We start from the raw sequence: 15,887 nt of genomic DNA, 5'->3' as shown, positions 1-15,887 counted from the left end.
GCTGCCCGGTCCTACAGGACAGCGACGCACTTCTTTTCCGTTGACTACTGAACGAGGTGACCATGCCATGCATTGGCGTGAACGGGCAGCTTGCCTGCGCGTAGATCCCGAGCTTTTCTTCCCCATATCCGCCATCGGTCCCAACACTCGGCAGGTCGACGAGGCGAAGGCTATTTGCGGCCGTTGTCCCGTCGCGGAGCAGTGTCTCGACTGGGCCGTGCGCGAGGGACGTGTGGACGGTATCTGGGGCGGAACGACGGAAAGCGAACGCCGAGCGATGCGTGGAATCGGGACCCGGGCGGCAGTGAGATGAACACGGGCGAAAGGGTCGCCGACTGGGCCGACGGGCGCTTGGGCGTCCGCCGTCTGGTCAGGGAAAAAGCACGACGGGTCTTTCCGGACCACTGGTCCTTCATGCTGGGGGAAATCTGTCTCTACAGCTTCGTCGTTCTGGTCGTCACGGGCGTGTATCTGACCTTCTATTTCCATCCGTCGATGAAGGAGGTGCAGTACAACGGAAGTTACGCACCGCTGCGCGGCCAGACGGTGTCGGAGGCCTTCGACTCGACCATGCACATATCCTTCGACGTCCGCGGCGGTCTGCTGATCCGGCAGGCCCATCACTGGGCGGCGTTGGTGTTCGTCGCCGCCCTGCTCACCCACATGATGCGGGTGTTCTTCACGGGCGCATTCCGCAAGCCGCGCGAAATGAACTGGCTGATCGGATTCCTGCTGTTGGTCCTCGCCATGTTCGCCGGGCTGACGGGATACGACCTCCCGGACGACCTGCTGTCCGGTACCGGCCTCGCCGTGGTGAACGGAACGATCCTGTCCATTCCCATCGTGGGAACGTACCTGTCGATGTTCCTCTTCGGAGGCGAGTTCCCCGGCACCGAGCTGGTAGCCCGCTTCAACACCATCCATGTGCTGGTCCTCCCCGGCCTCATGGTGGGACTACTGACCGCCCATCTGGCCCTGATGCTCTACCACGGGCATGCCCAGTACCCGGGCCGCGGACGTACCAACAGCAATGTCGTGGGAGTGCCGGCCAAGGTACGCGTCGTCAAGTCCTCCGGGTATTTCCTGCTGGTGAGCGGTGCCATCTTCATCATGGCCGCAGTCGCGCAGATCAATCCCGTCTGGCAGTACGGGCCCTACCGTGCCGACCAGGTTTCGGCCGGTTCGCAGCCCGACTGGTACATGGGCGTGGCGGACGGACTGCTTCGGGTGATGCCGGGCTGGGAAGTCAACTTCTGGGGTCATACCCTGGCGCTCGACAACCTGATTCCGTTGACCGTGGGTGTCGGCCTCTTCCTCGCCCTGGGCGCGTATCCGTTCATCGAGTCCTGGGCGACCGGTGACACACGCGAGCAGAACCTTCTGGACCGACCACGTAACCGTCCCGTACGAACGGCACTGGGCGTCGCATGGCTCAGTTTCTACCTGGTGTCCTTGATCGGCGCCGCGAACGACATCATCGCCGTGCGTTTCCATGTCTCGGTCGAGTCGGTGACCTGGGCGGTCCGCATCGGACTCTTCGTCGTTCCCGTCGCGACCTATGCACTGACCAAACGACTGGCGCTCGGCCTTCAGCGCAGCGACCGCGACAAAGTCCTGCACGGACGCGAGACCGGCATCATCAAACGCATGCCCAACGGTGAATTCGTCGAGGTGCACGAGCCGCTCAGCCAGGAACAACTCCACGTCCTCACCCAGCACGAGCAGTACAAGCCGATCGGTCCCGGCGGCGCAGATGAAACGGAGAACCTCAAGATCGCATTCCGCCTGGCCCGGCAGCTGCGTTCCTGGTTCAGCGAGATCCTCTACGGAGAAGGAGCGCAGATCGCCAAGCCGACCGCGCAGGAATACCAGGTGATGCACAAGGAGCGCACCGAGGACCATGCCTAGGCCGACGCTGCCTCGCCGGCGAGGCGTATGGTGCGGATCTCCTTGCGGGAGGTGATGCCCAGTTTCGAGAACACCTTCCGCAGGTGCCATTCCACCGTGTGGGGACTGATGAACAACTGGGCGCCGATCTCGGGATTCGTGAGACCGTCACGGACCAGGCGGGCGATCTGCTCCTCCTGGGGGGTGAGGGCCGCCTGCGTCGCGGCGGAATGCCTGCGGACTGTCGCCCCCGTCGCCTGGAGTTCGCGGCGCGCGCGTTCGGCGAACGCTCCGGCACCGATGGTGCTGAGCATGTCGTGCGCGATGCCCAGTTGAGCACGGGCGTCGGCTCGGCGGTTCTCGCGGCGCAGCCATTCCCCGTACAGCAGGTGGGTCCGGGCGAGGTCCATCCGCACCCCCGTGCCGCCGAGCCGTTCGATCGCCTCGCGGTACAGGGCATCGGCCTGCTGCCCTTGGCTCACCAGAGCACGGACGCCGGACGCGGTGCCGAGAGCCCACTCGGTACCGGCGGCCTGCGCCATGTCGCTAATTCTGCGCACCGCCGCGGCCGCGTCCGCGGGTTTGCCCAGCCGTACGGACGCTTCGACCAGTTCGACCGTGGACTGGAGGGAGAGACCGAGTTCCTGCGGATTCTCGCAGCCCCGCAGGGCGGCCGCATAGGCCTCCGCGTATCTGCCGAGGCCGTTGTAGAGCACCGCTGCGGCCCACTGCGTGGCGGTCTCCACCTTGCCTTCCCCGCGCAGGAGGAGATCCTGGGTGACCGCGTCGATCGCCTGTTGGGTCGTGGCTTCCCTGCCCTTCCAGGGCTCGACGACCAGCGCGCTGTAGTGCGCGAAGAAGCTGCTGCCGGTCGCCTCACCGATCGCCGTCGCCTCCGCGACCAGTGCCCCGGCACCGGCGAGATCGCCGGCGAAGGCCCGGTTCGACAGCCGGAGCAGCAGTGCCGACGGCAGCACCGACAGGGCTCCCGTCTCGCGGGCGAGGTCGACCAGCCGTGCCGAGAGGACGGACCAGCTCTCGAAGTCCCATGTGCTGTGGGCCAGGCGGCATGCGAGTGGGAGCCAGCCCAGCCCTTCCTTCGGTGAGATCCCGTCGGCGCGGAACGCGGCCAGCGCCTGGAGCAGCATCGGCGCGCCCGCGGCATAACCCTGTGTGGTCAGCCGCGCCTGGCCGTCCAGAAGGAGATCGTCGCGTGTCGGTTCGGCGGGCGTGGGCGTCGCGAGAATGGCCTGGGCGACTTCGAGAATCCCCTTGCCCTGCGGCAGCCGGCCGGCGGTGAGGGCCGCGTAGATCGCGTCCCGGTACGTCTCACGGGCGAGCCCGGCGTCGAGCGGCTCAAGTCGCCGGGCCGCTTCGAGCAGCAGGGGCAGGCCGGCGCCGGCGCTGTTGGACGCGGTCATGATCCGACCGCGCAGCAGGGTCGACCGTGCGGCTGCGAGGGCGTCGAGGGGGCCCAGCTCGGCCGCCCCCGCCAGTTCCCGCGCGGCGTCGAAAGCGCCGGCCTGGTACTTGGCCTGTGCCGCCGCGAGCGCCCTGGCTCCACGACGCGTGGGGTCGGGCGTCAGCTGGGCGGCCCGGTCGAGGAAGGCCGCCGCCGCGGCGACTCCGCCACGCGCCTGCGCCCGGTCGGCCGACAGCTCCAGTTCCGCGGCCACCGCCTCGTCGGGTCCCGCCGTCGCACGCGCCAGATGCCACGCCCGACGGTCCGGATCGAGCCGGGCGTCGGTCACGTCCGCCAGGGCTCTGTGCACCTCGCGCAGGTCGGCCGGGCCTGCCGCGCGATAGGCCGCCGAACGCACCAGCGGGTGACGGAAGCGCGCCCAGGCGCCGAGGGTGAGCAATCTCGACGCCTCGGCGTCCGCCGCGGCCGCGTCCACGGCGATTCCCAGCCGCTCGGCTGCGCGCCTGAGCAGCGTCACGTCACCGACCGGCTCGGCAGCGGCCAGGACCAGCAGGCGTTGCGTCTCGGCCGGCAGCGCCTGCACGCGGCGGAGGAAGTCCTGCTCCAGCCGGTTCGCCACAGGCCCCGTGCCGGTGCGCCCGAAAGGTTCGGTCAGGTCCAACACCGTGAGCGTGTGCGGCAGTTCGAGCAGAGCGAGTGGGTTGCCGCGGGTCTCGGCGACAATGCGATCCCGCACCCTGTGATCCAGCGGGCCGGTGACGACCGAGGCGAGAAGCTTTCGGGAGTCTTCCTCGAACAGCCCGGTCACGGGCAGCCCGGGGAGGCCGGTGAACATCTCACCGGTGGTCGGCTCGCGCACGGCGACGGCGAGCACCACCGATTCCGCGAGCAGCCTGCGGGCGACGAACTCCAAGGTTTGTGCCGAGACGCGGTCCAGCCACTGCGCGTCGTCGATGACGCAGATCAGCGGCTCGCTCCCGGCAGCGTCGGAGAGGAGGCTCAGCGTGGCCAGCCCCACCAGGAACCGATCGGGCGCGGCTCCGCCGTGCAGCCCGAACGCCGTGCGCAGTGCGTCGCGCTGAGGCTCCGGAAGGTTGTCGAGTCCCGACAGCAGCGGTGCGCAGAGCTGGTGCAGGCCGGCGTAGGAGAGCTCCATCTCGGACTGGACGCCGGCTGCGCCTACGGTACGGCATCCGGTGGCGCGGCCCAGCAGGTACTTCAGCAGCTCGGTTTTCCCGATCCCCGCCTCACCCCGAAGGACCAGGACTCCGCTGTGCCCGTCCCTGGCACCCGCCACGAGGTCGTCGAGGGCCTGACGCTCGGTGCGCCTGCCGAGGAGTCCGTTTCCGGAATCGCGGCTCGTCATGGCAGCCTCCCACGTCAGATCCTCAAGGCGGCGCGTCGGCCGGCGCGTAGCCGGATCACTGCGGCCGTGGTGCGACCGAGGCGAGCCTGATCCATCGTAAACGGCTGCGAAAGCGGAGAACTTCCGACTTCGGGCGAACGTGGCGGATCGAGTGGCGACCGGAACGACGGTCCGGAGCCGGCCACGGACCTCCTACGGCACGACCACGCAGTCCCCTACGGCCTTCCAAGGGCGCGCCGGGCTGTCCTCGGGCGCGACATTGGTGCCGGCTGCTCTTCGAGCTGCTGACCCACGGAGCAGAGGAGCCGGACATGGACACACGTCTGACCGAGACCGGACAGAGCCAGGAGACGGCGGGCACATCCGTCATCGCGCTGGACGACGCGACCTGGGTGTTCGTGCAGGCCAGGCCGGGCCTGCTCACCCTCGCCAGGCACATCCTCGGAAACGCGCACGAAGCCGAGGACGTCATCCAGGAGACGTGGCTGCGGTGGCAGGACGCCGACCGCGCGGCCGTCTACAATCCGCCGGCACTGCTCAGGACGACCACCGTCCGGCTGGCCATCAACGTCGTCCAGTCCGCCTGGAAGCGCCGGGAGTCCTGTGACAGCCCCTCGCTCCCGGAGCGGGTGGACCACCGCGCGGGCCCCGAGGAGGTGGCCGAGCGACAGGATGCCGTCGAGCGAGCGGTTCTCCTGCTGATGGAAACCCTGACTCCGAGGCAACGCGCCGCATACGTCCTGCGAGAGGGCTTCGGCTGCCCGTACGACCGGATCGCCGAGATCCTGCACCTCAGCGTCGTCAACGCGAGGCAGCAGGTGGCACGCGCCCAGCGGCGCCTCAACGGGGACCATCCCAAGCAACAGGTCGACGCCGTCGCGCACCGGCGTCTCGTTCAGGCGTTCTTCTCGGCGGCCCAGACCGGTGACCTCGGGCACCTGGAAAGGGTGCTGTCGACCGATACAGGCGGTCGGCGGTGACCACCGCGGCAGGTGTCAGCGGGTCTGGCCGGGGGCGGACGCTCTCGTCGATGGAGACGTACCTGGGCTCAGCCCGTCGCCATGACTCGGCGGCGCCGACGCGCACCCCGCGTCGGCGCGTCCTGCCGCACGCTTGTTCAGGAGATCAGCGGCCGGGCCCATGCTGGTTCAGCGCCGTTGAAATGACGTTCATGCGCTCGCCGAGGGCCACGAGTTCCTGGCGCAGTTCCGTGACCCGGGTACGAAGCGCGGCGGCTTCGGCGGTCAGCGATTCGAATGTCGCTGCGAGGTCGACGCGGTCCTCATCGATCAGGGACATCGTGTCTCCATGACTTTGCGTGTGAGCAGCACGAGCCATTCCTGGCGGAAAGAACGAGGTGGCCCTCTCTTTTCGGTGAGGGCCACCTCGGGAATTTACTTCTGCCGGGTAAGCCAGTCGGCGAACCGGGTCTCCGCGATGTGCGCTTCCGGGCCGGGCAGGAGCGTGTTCTCCTGCAGCGGGGCGCCCCAGTACGTCGCCTGCGGATCCGTGACGATCTTGCGGGGGTCGTTCTGGGCGGTCAGCCCCATGCGGATGAACTCCTCCAGCGAGAACGCCTCGGGACCGGCGACCTCCACCACGCCGCCCACCGGTGCGCCGACCGCGGTGCGGGCGACGGCCGCGGCCACGTCGTCGGAGACGATGGGCTGGATCTTGGCGTCGGGCAGGTGCACGGTGTCACCCTGGGTGACACCGTCGGCGAGCCCCTTGGCGAACTCGAAGAACTGCGTGGCGTGGACGATGGAGTAGGGGTTGCCGGACGTCTTGATCAGGTCTTCCTGGACCTGCTTGGCGCGGAAGTACCCGCTCCCCTGGAGTCGGTCGGTGCCGACCACGGACAGCGCCACGTGATGCGCCACGCCGGCCTGGGTCTCCGCCTTGAGCAGATTGGTCGTCGAGGTGCGGAAGAACTCCATGACGGCCTCGTCCTCGAACGAGGGCGAGTTCGACACGTCGACCACCACCGACGCACCCTGCAGGACCTCGGCAAGGCCCTCACCGGTCAGCGTGTTGACGCCGGTGTTGGGCGACGCCGCGACCGCCTCGTGTCCGTGCGCGCCGAGCCCGGCGACCACCTTCGAGCCGATGAGCCCGGTTCCACCGATCACTACGACCTTCATAATGGAATTCCTTTCGATTTTCCCTGATGCCTGTACCAGTAGAGACCGGGCACCAGGTCTGTTTGTGACGCCTTCTATTCGACGAGCTTGCCTGTGGTCGAGACTTCCTCAATCAGGGAGGAAATCTCGTCGGGGAGGGCCGGAATGCTCTCGCGGGTGACGCCCGTCGTCGGGGACCACACGAGATTCACCTGCAGAGCGGAATCCAGGCCGGGGTAGTCGCTGCGGTTGTGACAGCCACGCGTCTCCCGGCGCTCCAGCGCCGATTCGAGGGTGGCCCGGGCCGCCAGCGCGGCGGACTTGAGATCGAAGGCGTGTGCGAGGTCCTGATAGCCCGCGATGTCCGGGTGGATGCCGACGGCATCCATGCGCTTCTCGATCACCGCGAGTTCCGCCAGTCCGGCGCACAGGCCGTCCTCGTCGCGTACGACTCCCGCGTGCTCGGTCATGGTGTCGCGGATGGCGCGTTGCAGGGCACGGACGTTCTCCGGGCCGTCGGCGGCGAGCAGTTCATCGATCTCCGCGCGGGCCTGCGCGATGGCCGACTCCGACCGCGGCTGCGCCTCGAGGGACTGCGAATACGCCGCGGCCGCCTGACCGGTGAGGCGGCCGAACACCAACAGCTCGATGAGGCTGTTGCCGCCGAGGCGGTTGGCGCCGTGCAGCCCGCTCGACGCCTCGCCGATGGCGTACAGGCCGCGTACGTCGGTGCTGTGGTCCTCCGGGCGCACCCACACCCCGCCCATCGAGTAGTGCGCGGTGGGCGCGATCTCGATCGGTTCGCGGGTGATGTCGAGCATCTGCAGGTCCAGCAGGGTCTGGTAGACGCGGGGCAGACGCGTCATGATCGTCTGCCGGGGCAGGTGCGAGACGTCGAGCCACACACCTCCCTTGGGCGTGCCCCGGCCTTCCTTGATCTCCGTGTACGCGGCCAGGGCCACGCGGTCGCGGGTGGACAGCTCCATGCGCTCGGGGTCGTAGCGGGCCATGAAGCGTTCCCCGAGCGCGTTGCGCAGGATGCCGCCCTCGCCGCGGGCGGCCTCGCTGACCAGGGTGCCGGCGGCGTTCTCCGGTTCGATGATGCCGGAGGGGTGGAACTGGACCAGCTCGGCGTCGCGCAGCCTGGCCCCGGCCTCCACGGCCAGGCGGAAGGAGTCCCCCGTGTTCTCGTCGCGCCGCGAGGAGGTGCGCCGCCAGATGCGGGTGTGGCCGCCCGCCGCGAGGATCACGGCGTCGGCGTGGATCAGGTAGCGCCTGCCGGTGGTGAGGTCGAAGCCGTACGCCCCGAACACGGCGCCCTCGTGCACCAGCAGCCGGGTGATGTACACCCCTTCCAGCACCGGGATGTCGAGCTGCTCCGCGCGCCTGATCAGTGTGCGCTGGATCTCCAGGCCGGTGTAGTCACCGGCGAAGGCGGTCCTGCGGAACTTGTGCGCGCCGAAGAAGCGCTGCGAGATCCGGCCGTCCTCCTCGCGGGCGAAGGCCATGCCGTAGCGCTCCAGGTCGTCGATGCCCCGGGCGGCGCCCTGGGTGACGATCTCCACGGTGCGGGGATCGGCGAGGAGGTAGCTCTCCTTGAGGGTGTCGGCGGCGTGCTGCTGCCAGCTGTCCTCGGGGTCCATGGTGGCCAGCGCCGCGTTGATGCCGCCGGCCGCCAGTGCCGTATGGGCGTCCTCCTTCGGGCGCTTGCCGACGGCGAGGACGTCGATGCCGGCCTCGGCCAGTTCGATCGCCGCGCGCAGGCCGGCACCTCCGGTGCCGATCACCAGCACCATGGTGGCAAGACGTTGTTCGGTGACTGCCACGGTCCACTCCGTTCGCTGGGGTCTTCATCCAGTACGACCGGGCAGTCCCGCGATCTGTGACACCACGGCCGTGGCTTCAGGAGGCCAGCGTGATGGTGGTCGGTGTGCCGTGCCAGGCCATCCTCGCGTAGGGGCACAGTGCGTCGGCGCGCTGCAGGAGCGGGGTGGCGACCTCGGGGGTGACGCCCGGCCAGCTGACGACCAGGTCGATGTGCAGGACGTATCCGCCGTCCTGCGGACTGCGGCCGAACGCCACGGTCGCCTCGACGGATATCGCGGCGGGGTCGAGCGCGGCCTGTCGTGCGACGAGGCTCAGCGCGCCGTGGAAGCAGGCCGCGAACCCGGCGGCGAACAACTGCTCGGGATTGGTTCCCCGGCCGTCGCCGCCCAGTTCGGCGGGCAGGCGCAGGTCGAGGTCGAGGATTCCGTCGTCAGAGCGCGCCCTCCCCGAGGCTCTCCCGTGGGACGCCGTCCCGCCGGTCACGGTCACCGTCGTGGTGTAGAGGGGAGCGAAGGAGTTCCCGTCGAAGTCGTTCTCGGTGGACAGGTCGGGCGGCTGCATCGGCTCGGTCACCGCGTCACTCCCGCGATGCTGCGACGTGCCGGATCAACTGGGCTACAAGTCATCGTGAGCGCACCTTTGCGTCGTGGCGTCCTGGGGCACCGGAGAACCGGATGACTGGAAGACCGACCAGTACCCGCTCTTGTGACGCGCGCGGCCTCGGTCAGGAGGAGAACGTGGTGTCGCCGTCCCGAGAGGCCACGTAACGCGCCAGTTTCTCCGGATTCATGACCCACATGGCCCGCTCGATACCGCGCTCCGAGATGTCGAGGGTCAGCAGCACCACGGCCGTCCCGCCGGCCGAGACGAGGGCGGCCGGCCCGCCGTTGGCCTCGACCCAGTCGATCTCCTTGTCCGGCCAGAAGCGCGGGCCGAAGGCGGCGAGGTACCTGGAGACGTGTTCCAGGCCGACGACGGGAATCCGGGACGCCCCGCGCAGCCCGTTCCCGTCGGTGTAGCTGACCACGTCCTCCGTGAGGATGTCCTCCAGCACGGCCAGATCCCCGGTCTGTGCCGCTGCGAGGAACACCTCCATCAGCCGTCGGTGCTCCGTGGGGTCGACGGGCTTGCGGCGCTCCGAGGAGATGCGTTTGTGCGCGCGGCTCACCAGCTGGCGCGTGTTGGTCTCGCTGGTCTCCAGCATGTCCGCGATCTGCCGGTAGGGGTAGTCGAACGCTTGCCGCAGCACATAGGCGGCCCGTTCCACGGGGTTCAGCTTCTCCAGGAGGAAGAGGACCGCCAGGTCGAGCGCCTCGGCCCGCTCGGCGCCCAGCTGCGGATCGGCGCGCGTGTCGATCGGCTCGGGCAGCCAGGGACCGGTGTACGACTCGCGCCGCACCCTGGCGGACTGGGCGAGGTTGATCGCCAGCCGGGCGGTGACGGTGGCGAGGAACGCCTTGGGCTCGCGGACCGCGCCACGGTCGGTGTGCTGCCAGCGCAGCCACGCCTCCTGGAGGACGTCCTCGGCCTCCGCGGTGCTGCCGAGCACGCGGTAGGCGATGCCGAAGAGCCGGGGCCGCTCCGCCATGAACACCTTCGTCGCCTCGTCGAGGGAGTCCATACCGTCGAGGGAGTGTGTGTCGTCCAGGGAGTCCGCGCCGTCCCTCGTACCCATGCGTGCCCCCTTCAGTTCCGACCCGTTCGCGCAAGCGCTTGCCCATGGTACGGCGGGGGCGGGTGGGTCAGGACGACGGGCCGGAGCATGTCATGGTCGCGCCAGTCGCACGCCCAGTACGGACGGGTCCGGCCGTTCGGGCAGAGCGATGAAACCTTCCTCCTTCAGTTCCGCGATCATCTCCGCACGGGAGGCCGGCCACATCCAGAACGTCTCGTCGTGCCGGCGCAGCACCCGCCCGTCCCCGCGCACCCAGTAGTCGAACCGTGCCCGGATCCGGTCCTCGTCGGCCGACGTCACCATGCGGCCCCCGTACTCGTGCCGGCCGACCGTCCGGACCGGCAGCACATGGGTGGTCCGGCGAGAGGGCAGGCGAGCCGGTGGGAGCTGGACGAGCAGCACCCCCGTGGGCACGAGCGCCTCGGCGACTGCCGGCCACAGCGCCCGGCGCGACGCCGGGTGCAGACAGGCCACGGTGTTGTGGCACACGGCCACGTCCGCGACCCCCTGCAGCCCCGCCTCGTCGAGCGGGTGCGGGTGCACGGTCACCCGCGTCGTGAGCTCCGCGCCCAGGGACGCCAGACGCGTCATCAGCGGGGTACGCATGGACCGGGCGGGCTCCACCGCGTGCACGGGGACCCGTGACTCCAGGAGGCTCATCAGCGTGACACGACCAGTGCCCGCGCCGACGTCCAGCACACCGACCCGGGCCCTGCGAACGTCGTCCCGGTAGAGCGAGCGCACCCGGACCTCGTCCCGCTCCGCCTGCAGAACGTCGTAGAACTCCGCACTGATCGCATAAGCGTCCCAGCGCTCCCGCCCGGGAGAACCGGCCGACGGCGGGTTCACGACGGTCACCCGCGCCACCCATACCATTCGCGTGCCTGCCCGACCGCCTCTTGGCTGACCGCGCCCGCGCGCGCCAGCCGGTCCAGGGCAGCGACGACGATCGACTCGGCGTCCACGCGGAAGTAGCGCCGCACGGCGTCCCGGGTGTCCGACAGCCCGAACCCGTCCGTACCCAGCGACGAGTAGTTGTGACCGACCCACTGGCTGATCTGGTCGGGCACCTGCCGCATCCAGTCGCTGACCGCCAGCACCGGTCCTGGCGCGTCCGCCAGCGCCGCCGTCACATAGGGGACGCGTTCCTCGCCCCGCAGCAGCGCCCGATCGGCGTCCAGCGCGTCGCGGCGCAGTTCCGTCCAGGAGGTCACCGACCAGACGTCGGCGTGAACGCCCCACTGGGACAGCAGCAACTCCTGGGCGCTCAGCGCCCAGTGGATGGCCGTACCGGAGGCCAGCAGCTGGATCTGTGGTTCTGTTCCGGCGGGCTCGGCCTGCCGGAACCGGTAGATGCCCCGCAGGATGCCTTCCTCGACGCCGGGCCCGGCGGGCATCGCCGGCTGTTCCTTGGGTTCGTTGTAGACCGTCAGGTAGTAGAAGACGTCATCGGGCCGGTCACCGTACATGCGGCGCAGCCCCTCCCGCACGATCACCGCGATCTCGTACGCGAACGCCGGGTCGTAGGACACGGCGGCGGGATTCGTGGAGGCCAGCAAGTGGGAGTGACCGTCGGCGTGTTGGAGCCCCTCCCCCGTCATGGTCGTACGGCCTGCCGTCGCCCCGATGACGAACCCGCGCCCCATCTGGTCGGCGAGCGCCCAGAACTGGTCGCCGGTGCGCTGGAAACCGAACATGGCGTAGAAGATGTAGAACGGGATCATGGGCTCGCCGTGGGTGGCGTACGAGGTCGCCGCGGCGGTGAACTCGGCCATGGAACCGGCTTCGGTGATGCCTTCGTCGATCAACTGGCCGTTCCTGGCCTCCCGGTAGTAGAGCAGCTGGTCCGCGTCCACCGGTTCATAGGTCTGGCCGTCCATCGAGTAGATCCCTGCCGTCGGGAAGAGGGACTCCATGCCGAACGTGCGGGCCTCGTCCGGGATGATCGGCACCCAGCGCGGTCCCGTCTCCTGGTCGCGCATCAGGTCCTTGACCAGGCGGACCAGGGCCATGGTGGTGGCCACTTCCTGATGGCCGAAGCCCTTCTCCAAGGTTTCGAACGGGCGGGCAGGCGGCTGCCTCAGCGGTTTCGGGACCACCCTGCGCACCGGGGCCGGGCCGCCCAGCACCGCCCGCCGCTCACGCAGGTACCGCACCTCCTCCGAGTCCTCGCCCGGGTGCCAGTACGGCACCAGATCACCGCTCAACGCGCTGTCGGGGATGGGGAGTTCGAGCAGGTCACGCATCTCACGGAACTGCGCCATGGTCAGCTTCTTCATCTGGTGGTTGGCGTTGCGCGACTCGAAGGCCGAGCCGAGCGTGTGCCCCTTCACCGTCTGCGCCAGGACGACCGTCGGCGCGCCCCGGTGCTCGACGGCCGCCCGGTAGGCGGCGTAGACCTTGAGCGGTTCGTGCCCGCCCCGGGAGTTCTCGAACAACTCGGTCAGCCGGCTGTCGCTCAGCCCGGCGGCGAGACCGGAGAGCGCACGGCCCGTGAAGAAGTGTTCGCGGATGTACGTGGCGTCCCGGGCGGCGTACGTCTGCAGCTGGGCGTCGGGCACCTCGCCGAGGCGATGGACCAGGGCGCCTGTGCTGTCCTGCTTCAGGACCGGGTCCCAAGCCTCGCCCCAGAGGGACTTGACCACGTTCCAGCCCGCACCGCGGAACCTGGCCTCGAGCTCCTGCACGATCTTGGAGTTCGGCCGCACCGGCCCGTCCAGACGCTGCAGGTTGCAGTTGACGACGAAGGTGAGGTTGTCGAGACGCTCACGGGCGGCGAGCGCCAGTGCCGCCGTCGATTCCGGCTCGTCCGTCTCGCCGTCCCCGAGGAAGGCCCACACGCGCGACCTGGAGGTGTCCTTGATGCCCCGGGCGTGCAGGTAGCGGTTGAACCGGGCTTGGTAGACGGCGGCGAGCGGGCCGAGGCCCATGGACACGGTCGGGAACTCCCACAGCCACGGCAGCCGTCGGGGGTGCGGGTACGACGGCAGCCCGTGGCCGTCGGCCTCCCGCCGGAAACCGTCCAACTGCGCCTCGCTCAGGCGCCCTTCGAGGAACACACGGGCGTAGATGCCGGGCGAGGCATGCCCCTGGAAGTACAGCTGGTCGCCCGAGCCGGCCCCGTCCTTGCCCTGGAAGAAGTGGTGGAACCCGATCTCGTACAGCCAGGCGGCCGAAGCGTAGGTGGAGATGTGGCCGCCGAGCCCGAAGCGGGAGCCGCGGGTCACCATCGCCGCCGCGTTCCATCGGTTCAAGGCGGTGATCCTGGACTCCATGGCGACGTCACCGGGAAAGGCCGGCTGCGCCGACGCCGGGATCGTGTTGATGTAGTCGGAGGTCAGGAGCCCGGGCAGGGACACACCGGACCGGGCCGCGAACTCGTGCACCCGTCGCAGCAGATACACGGCCCGCTCCGGCCCAGCGTTGCGCACGACCGCGTCGAGCGACGCCTGCCATTCGGCAGTCTCTTCAGTGTCCCGGTCGGGTAGTTGGTCGAGCTCACTCATGGCTGTTTCCTGTCAGGGCGTGGCGCGGGGAGACGGTGCGTGCCGACGACGTCATCGCCGCGCGATCCACTCGGAGAAGGTTTCGTGCCCCAGGTGGGCGCCCGCCCCGGGCAGCAGCGCCCGCTGCCCGAGCACCGCCCCGAAGAACGGCGTGTGGGCGTCGGGGACCACGTCCCGTAGGTAGCCGCGCGCGGCCAGCAGCTTCGCGGTGAGGTCGTCGAGGCGGTGCTCCTCCGGACCGGCGACCTCCAGAACTCCGAACAGCGGTATTCCGACAGCGACATGGGCGACCGCGGCGGCGACGTCGTCCGTCGACACGGGACGGATCAGGACCGGCGCGACATGGACGACGTCCCCGTACGTCGCCGCGCGCGACATGTACTCCACCGACTCGAAGAACGGCGTGGCACGCACGATGGAGTAGGGCATGGGCGAGCGCCGCACCTGCTCCTCCTGCAGCGCCTTCGCACGGAAGTGGCCCGCCTGCAGATGGTCGGCCCCCACGATGGACAGGATCACGTGATGTACGGCGCCCGCCTTCGCCGCGGCCTCCAGCAGGTTGCGGGTCGCCGTGCCGAAGAACTCCAGACTCTCCAGTTCCCCGCGGGAGGGCGTGTCGGTGACGTCCACCACCACATCGGCGCCGCGCATGGCCTCGTCGAGGCCCTTCCGGGTCGTGAAGTCGACGCCCTCACCGTGTGACAGGCGCACGACCTCCACACCGTGGTCCCGAAGCCTGGCGACCGTCCTGGAACCGATCAGACCGGTGGCTCCCGCTACAACGACCCGCATTCCGGACTCCTTCCCGTCGAGGGGTCGGTGACCCCGCTGATGGCTTCGTGAGGTGGCAGTGATGTCGGTCCCTCACAACACCTAGGACAGGACTCGGACCAATGTTGTGACACTGGTGTGGTCGCGAGTGTCACAGATCCGTGTGGAGCCCGGTCATCACTGGAGAGGCCATGGCAGCCATGGCTCAGTGAATCCAGGTGGATCCCGAGGGAGGCCGACACATGTCGGACAAGGACTCAGCGCAGGAGACCGGAGTGCGGACCAAGTCGGAAGGTTGGAAGACGGCGGCGACGATGCTGCAGGACACCGATCCGCTCACGGTCGCAGAAGGTGCGTCGGCGATGACCATCTTCGTCGAGTGGGAAGCTGGAGACCCGGGAACCCCGCCCCACCGCCACCCGGGACCGGCGTTCGGCTACGTCCTCGAGGGCGCCGTCCGCTTCGAGCTCGAGGGTGAGCCCGAGCGCGTGATCGAGGCGGGCGGGACGTTCTGGGAACCGGGTGGCGACGCGATCCACTACCAGGACGGCAACGCGCTGTCCGACGCGCGCACCCGGTTCGTCGTGACCATGCTGTGCGCGCCGGGCAAGCCCATGGTGCAACTGGTCGAGGAGGAGGAACTGGCCCAGCGGGCCCACCTCCGCGCCCCGCGGCCCACCGACTGACCGCCCCGTACAAGGCGGTTGTGAAGGGACCCGTCCGCTTCGTGGGAGGGCGTGGTGGGGCATGAGCGCCACTGATGTCGTGCACGGCATGCTGACGGCGCTGTTCGCGGCTGCGGCCGTCTACACCTCGCGGCGGGCCGTGCTAACACGAGGCTCCGGATGGCGCGGCCTGGGCGACAGTCTCCTGCACACCGTCATGGCTTCGGCCATGGCGGTGATGCCGTGGCACCAGATCGACGATGGGCCGCCACCGGGACGGACGACCTTCTTCTTCGTCGCCGCGGCACTGTGGTTCCCGCTGACCGCGGTCCTCAGTCTCCGTGGCCCCAGACTGGCCGGCCTCGTACACAGGTCGCCCCACGCGGTCGGCATGGTCGCCATGGCATGGATGCCGGTGCGGCACGGCAGTGTCACGGACGCGCACACCGGCGACATGGTCACCGGCGTACTGACGCTGTGTCTGCTGGCCTACGCTCTCCGGTCGCTGACCCGGGACATGCCCAGACTGCGCGAAGCGGCGGGCGACGTACGCGTCTCCATCGGCATCGGCGGCCCTTGCGACCGCTTCTGGCACGGATCGACGGCCATGGGCACGGCCATCATGCTGCTCATGCACCACTGACACC

At 69.3% G+C, this 15,887-nt stretch carries 14 protein-coding genes; 5 read left to right on the top strand and 9 right to left on the bottom strand.

Features of this window, described 5'->3' with window-relative positions; translation table 11 throughout:
* The first annotated feature begins 67 nt into the window (after positions 1-67).
* Together OHA64_RS48390 and OHA64_RS48385 are read left to right on the top strand one after the other, a co-directional pair.
* Positions 68-313, top strand: coding sequence for a WhiB family transcriptional regulator (locus tag OHA64_RS48390; protein WP_405623745.1), 246 nt, complete (start codon positions 68-70; stop codon positions 311-313).
* Positions 310-1,908, top strand: coding sequence for a cytochrome bc complex cytochrome b subunit (locus tag OHA64_RS48385; protein WP_405623744.1), 1,599 nt, complete (start codon positions 310-312; stop codon positions 1,906-1,908). Before OHA64_RS48390 ends, OHA64_RS48385 begins: the two co-directional genes overlap by 4 nt.
* Here OHA64_RS48385 and OHA64_RS48380 read toward each other — a convergent pair.
* Positions 1,905-4,676 (bottom strand): AAA family ATPase, encoded by a 2,772-nt coding sequence (locus OHA64_RS48380; protein WP_405623743.1) that lies wholly within the window; start codon positions 4,674-4,676, stop codon positions 1,905-1,907. The two genes, OHA64_RS48385 and OHA64_RS48380, sit on opposite strands and share 4 nt — an antisense overlap.
* 311 nt (positions 4,677-4,987) lie before the next feature.
* On the opposite strand from OHA64_RS48380, the gene OHA64_RS48375 reads away from it, so the two are divergent.
* The gene (locus tag OHA64_RS48375) at positions 4,988-5,656 is read left to right on the top strand and encodes a sigma-70 family RNA polymerase sigma factor (RefSeq protein WP_405623742.1); all 669 of its coding nucleotides are present in this window, start codon (positions 4,988-4,990) and stop codon (positions 5,654-5,656) included.
* A gap of 145 nt (positions 5,657-5,801) precedes the next feature.
* Here the strand turns inward: OHA64_RS48375 and OHA64_RS48370 are convergent, their stop codons facing one another.
* The 8 genes from OHA64_RS48370 to OHA64_RS48335 form a co-directional block, all read right to left on the bottom strand.
* Positions 5,802-5,975: a hypothetical protein gene (locus tag OHA64_RS48370; protein WP_405623741.1), complete on the bottom strand. Its 174-nt coding sequence runs from the start codon at positions 5,973-5,975 to the stop codon at positions 5,802-5,804.
* Positions 5,976-6,070: 95 nt separating this feature from the next.
* Positions 6,071-6,817: an SDR family oxidoreductase gene (locus tag OHA64_RS48365; protein ID WP_405623740.1), complete on the bottom strand. Its 747-nt coding sequence runs from the start codon at positions 6,815-6,817 to the stop codon at positions 6,071-6,073.
* Positions 6,818-6,891: 74 nt separating this feature from the next.
* Positions 6,892-8,592: an FAD-dependent oxidoreductase gene (locus tag OHA64_RS48360; RefSeq protein WP_405624426.1), complete on the bottom strand. Its 1,701-nt coding sequence runs from the start codon at positions 8,590-8,592 to the stop codon at positions 6,892-6,894.
* 106 nt (positions 8,593-8,698) lie between these two features.
* The gene (locus OHA64_RS48355) at positions 8,699-9,196 is read right to left on the bottom strand and encodes an Ohr family peroxiredoxin (RefSeq protein WP_405623739.1); all 498 of its coding nucleotides are present in this window, start codon (positions 9,194-9,196) and stop codon (positions 8,699-8,701) included.
* Positions 9,197-9,347: 151 nt separating this feature from the next.
* Positions 9,348-10,298 (bottom strand): RNA polymerase sigma-70 factor, encoded by a 951-nt coding sequence (locus tag OHA64_RS48350; protein ID WP_405623738.1) that lies wholly within the window; start codon positions 10,296-10,298, stop codon positions 9,348-9,350.
* Between the two features lie 90 nt (positions 10,299-10,388).
* A complete protein-coding gene (locus OHA64_RS48345; protein WP_405623737.1) occupies positions 10,389-11,156 on the bottom strand; it encodes a methyltransferase in 768 nt (255 codons plus the stop codon).
* Positions 11,153-13,804: a pyruvate dehydrogenase (acetyl-transferring), homodimeric type gene (gene aceE / locus OHA64_RS48340; protein WP_405623736.1), complete on the bottom strand. Its 2,652-nt coding sequence runs from the start codon at positions 13,802-13,804 to the stop codon at positions 11,153-11,155. Before aceE ends, OHA64_RS48345 begins: the two co-directional genes overlap by 4 nt.
* A 51-nt stretch (positions 13,805-13,855) precedes the next feature.
* Positions 13,856-14,596, bottom strand: a complete 741-nt coding sequence (locus tag OHA64_RS48335) for an SDR family oxidoreductase (RefSeq protein WP_405623735.1) — start codon at positions 14,594-14,596, stop codon at positions 13,856-13,858.
* 221 nt (positions 14,597-14,817) lie between these two features.
* Here OHA64_RS48335 and OHA64_RS48330 point away from each other — a divergent pair, with 221 nt between their 5' ends.
* Together OHA64_RS48330 and OHA64_RS48325 are read left to right on the top strand one after the other, a co-directional pair.
* On the top strand, positions 14,818-15,261 hold the full coding sequence (locus OHA64_RS48330; protein WP_405623734.1) for a cupin domain-containing protein: 444 nt from the start codon (positions 14,818-14,820) through the stop codon (positions 15,259-15,261).
* A gap of 61 nt (positions 15,262-15,322) precedes the next feature.
* Positions 15,323-15,883: a DUF5134 domain-containing protein gene (locus OHA64_RS48325; protein WP_405623733.1), complete on the top strand. Its 561-nt coding sequence runs from the start codon at positions 15,323-15,325 to the stop codon at positions 15,881-15,883.
* The last annotated feature ends 4 nt before the right edge of the window (positions 15,884-15,887 follow it).

The sequence above is a fragment of the Streptomyces sp. NBC_00076 genome, from assembly GCF_045041235.1.
Taxonomy (GTDB): Bacteria; Actinomycetota; Actinomycetes; order Streptomycetales; family Streptomycetaceae; genus Streptomyces.
This window is presented reverse-complemented; position numbering and strand designations above follow the sequence as displayed.

Bases quoted from the DNA above. Each gene is read 5' to 3' on its own strand.
- OHA64_RS48370 (WP_405623741.1), bottom strand. From the start codon at position 5,975: ATGTCCCTGATCGATGAGGACCGCGTCGACCTCGCAGCGACATTCGAA.
- OHA64_RS48335 (WP_405623735.1), bottom strand. From the start codon at position 14,596: ATGCGGGTCGTTGTAGCGGGAGCCACCGGTCTGATCGGTTCCAGGACG.
- OHA64_RS48390 (WP_405623745.1), top strand. From the start codon at position 68: ATGCATTGGCGTGAACGGGCAGCTTGCCTGCGCGTAGATCCCGAGCTT.
- OHA64_RS48385 (WP_405623744.1), top strand. From the start codon at position 310: ATGAACACGGGCGAAAGGGTCGCCGACTGGGCCGACGGGCGCTTGGGC.
- OHA64_RS48350 (WP_405623738.1), bottom strand. From the start codon at position 10,298: ATGGGTACGAGGGACGGCGCGGACTCCCTGGACGACACACACTCCCTC.
- OHA64_RS48375 (WP_405623742.1), top strand. From the start codon at position 4,988: ATGGACACACGTCTGACCGAGACCGGACAGAGCCAGGAGACGGCGGGC.
- OHA64_RS48330 (WP_405623734.1), top strand. From the start codon at position 14,818: ATGTCGGACAAGGACTCAGCGCAGGAGACCGGAGTGCGGACCAAGTCG.
- aceE (WP_405623736.1), bottom strand. From the start codon at position 13,804: ATGAGTGAGCTCGACCAACTACCCGACCGGGACACTGAAGAGACTGCC.
- OHA64_RS48365 (WP_405623740.1), bottom strand. From the start codon at position 6,817: ATGAAGGTCGTAGTGATCGGTGGAACCGGGCTCATCGGCTCGAAGGTG.
- OHA64_RS48325 (WP_405623733.1), top strand. From the start codon at position 15,323: ATGAGCGCCACTGATGTCGTGCACGGCATGCTGACGGCGCTGTTCGCG.
- OHA64_RS48380 (WP_405623743.1), bottom strand. From the start codon at position 4,676: ATGACGAGCCGCGATTCCGGAAACGGACTCCTCGGCAGGCGCACCGAG.
- OHA64_RS48360 (WP_405624426.1), bottom strand. From the start codon at position 8,592: ATGGTGCTGGTGATCGGCACCGGAGGTGCCGGCCTGCGCGCGGCGATC.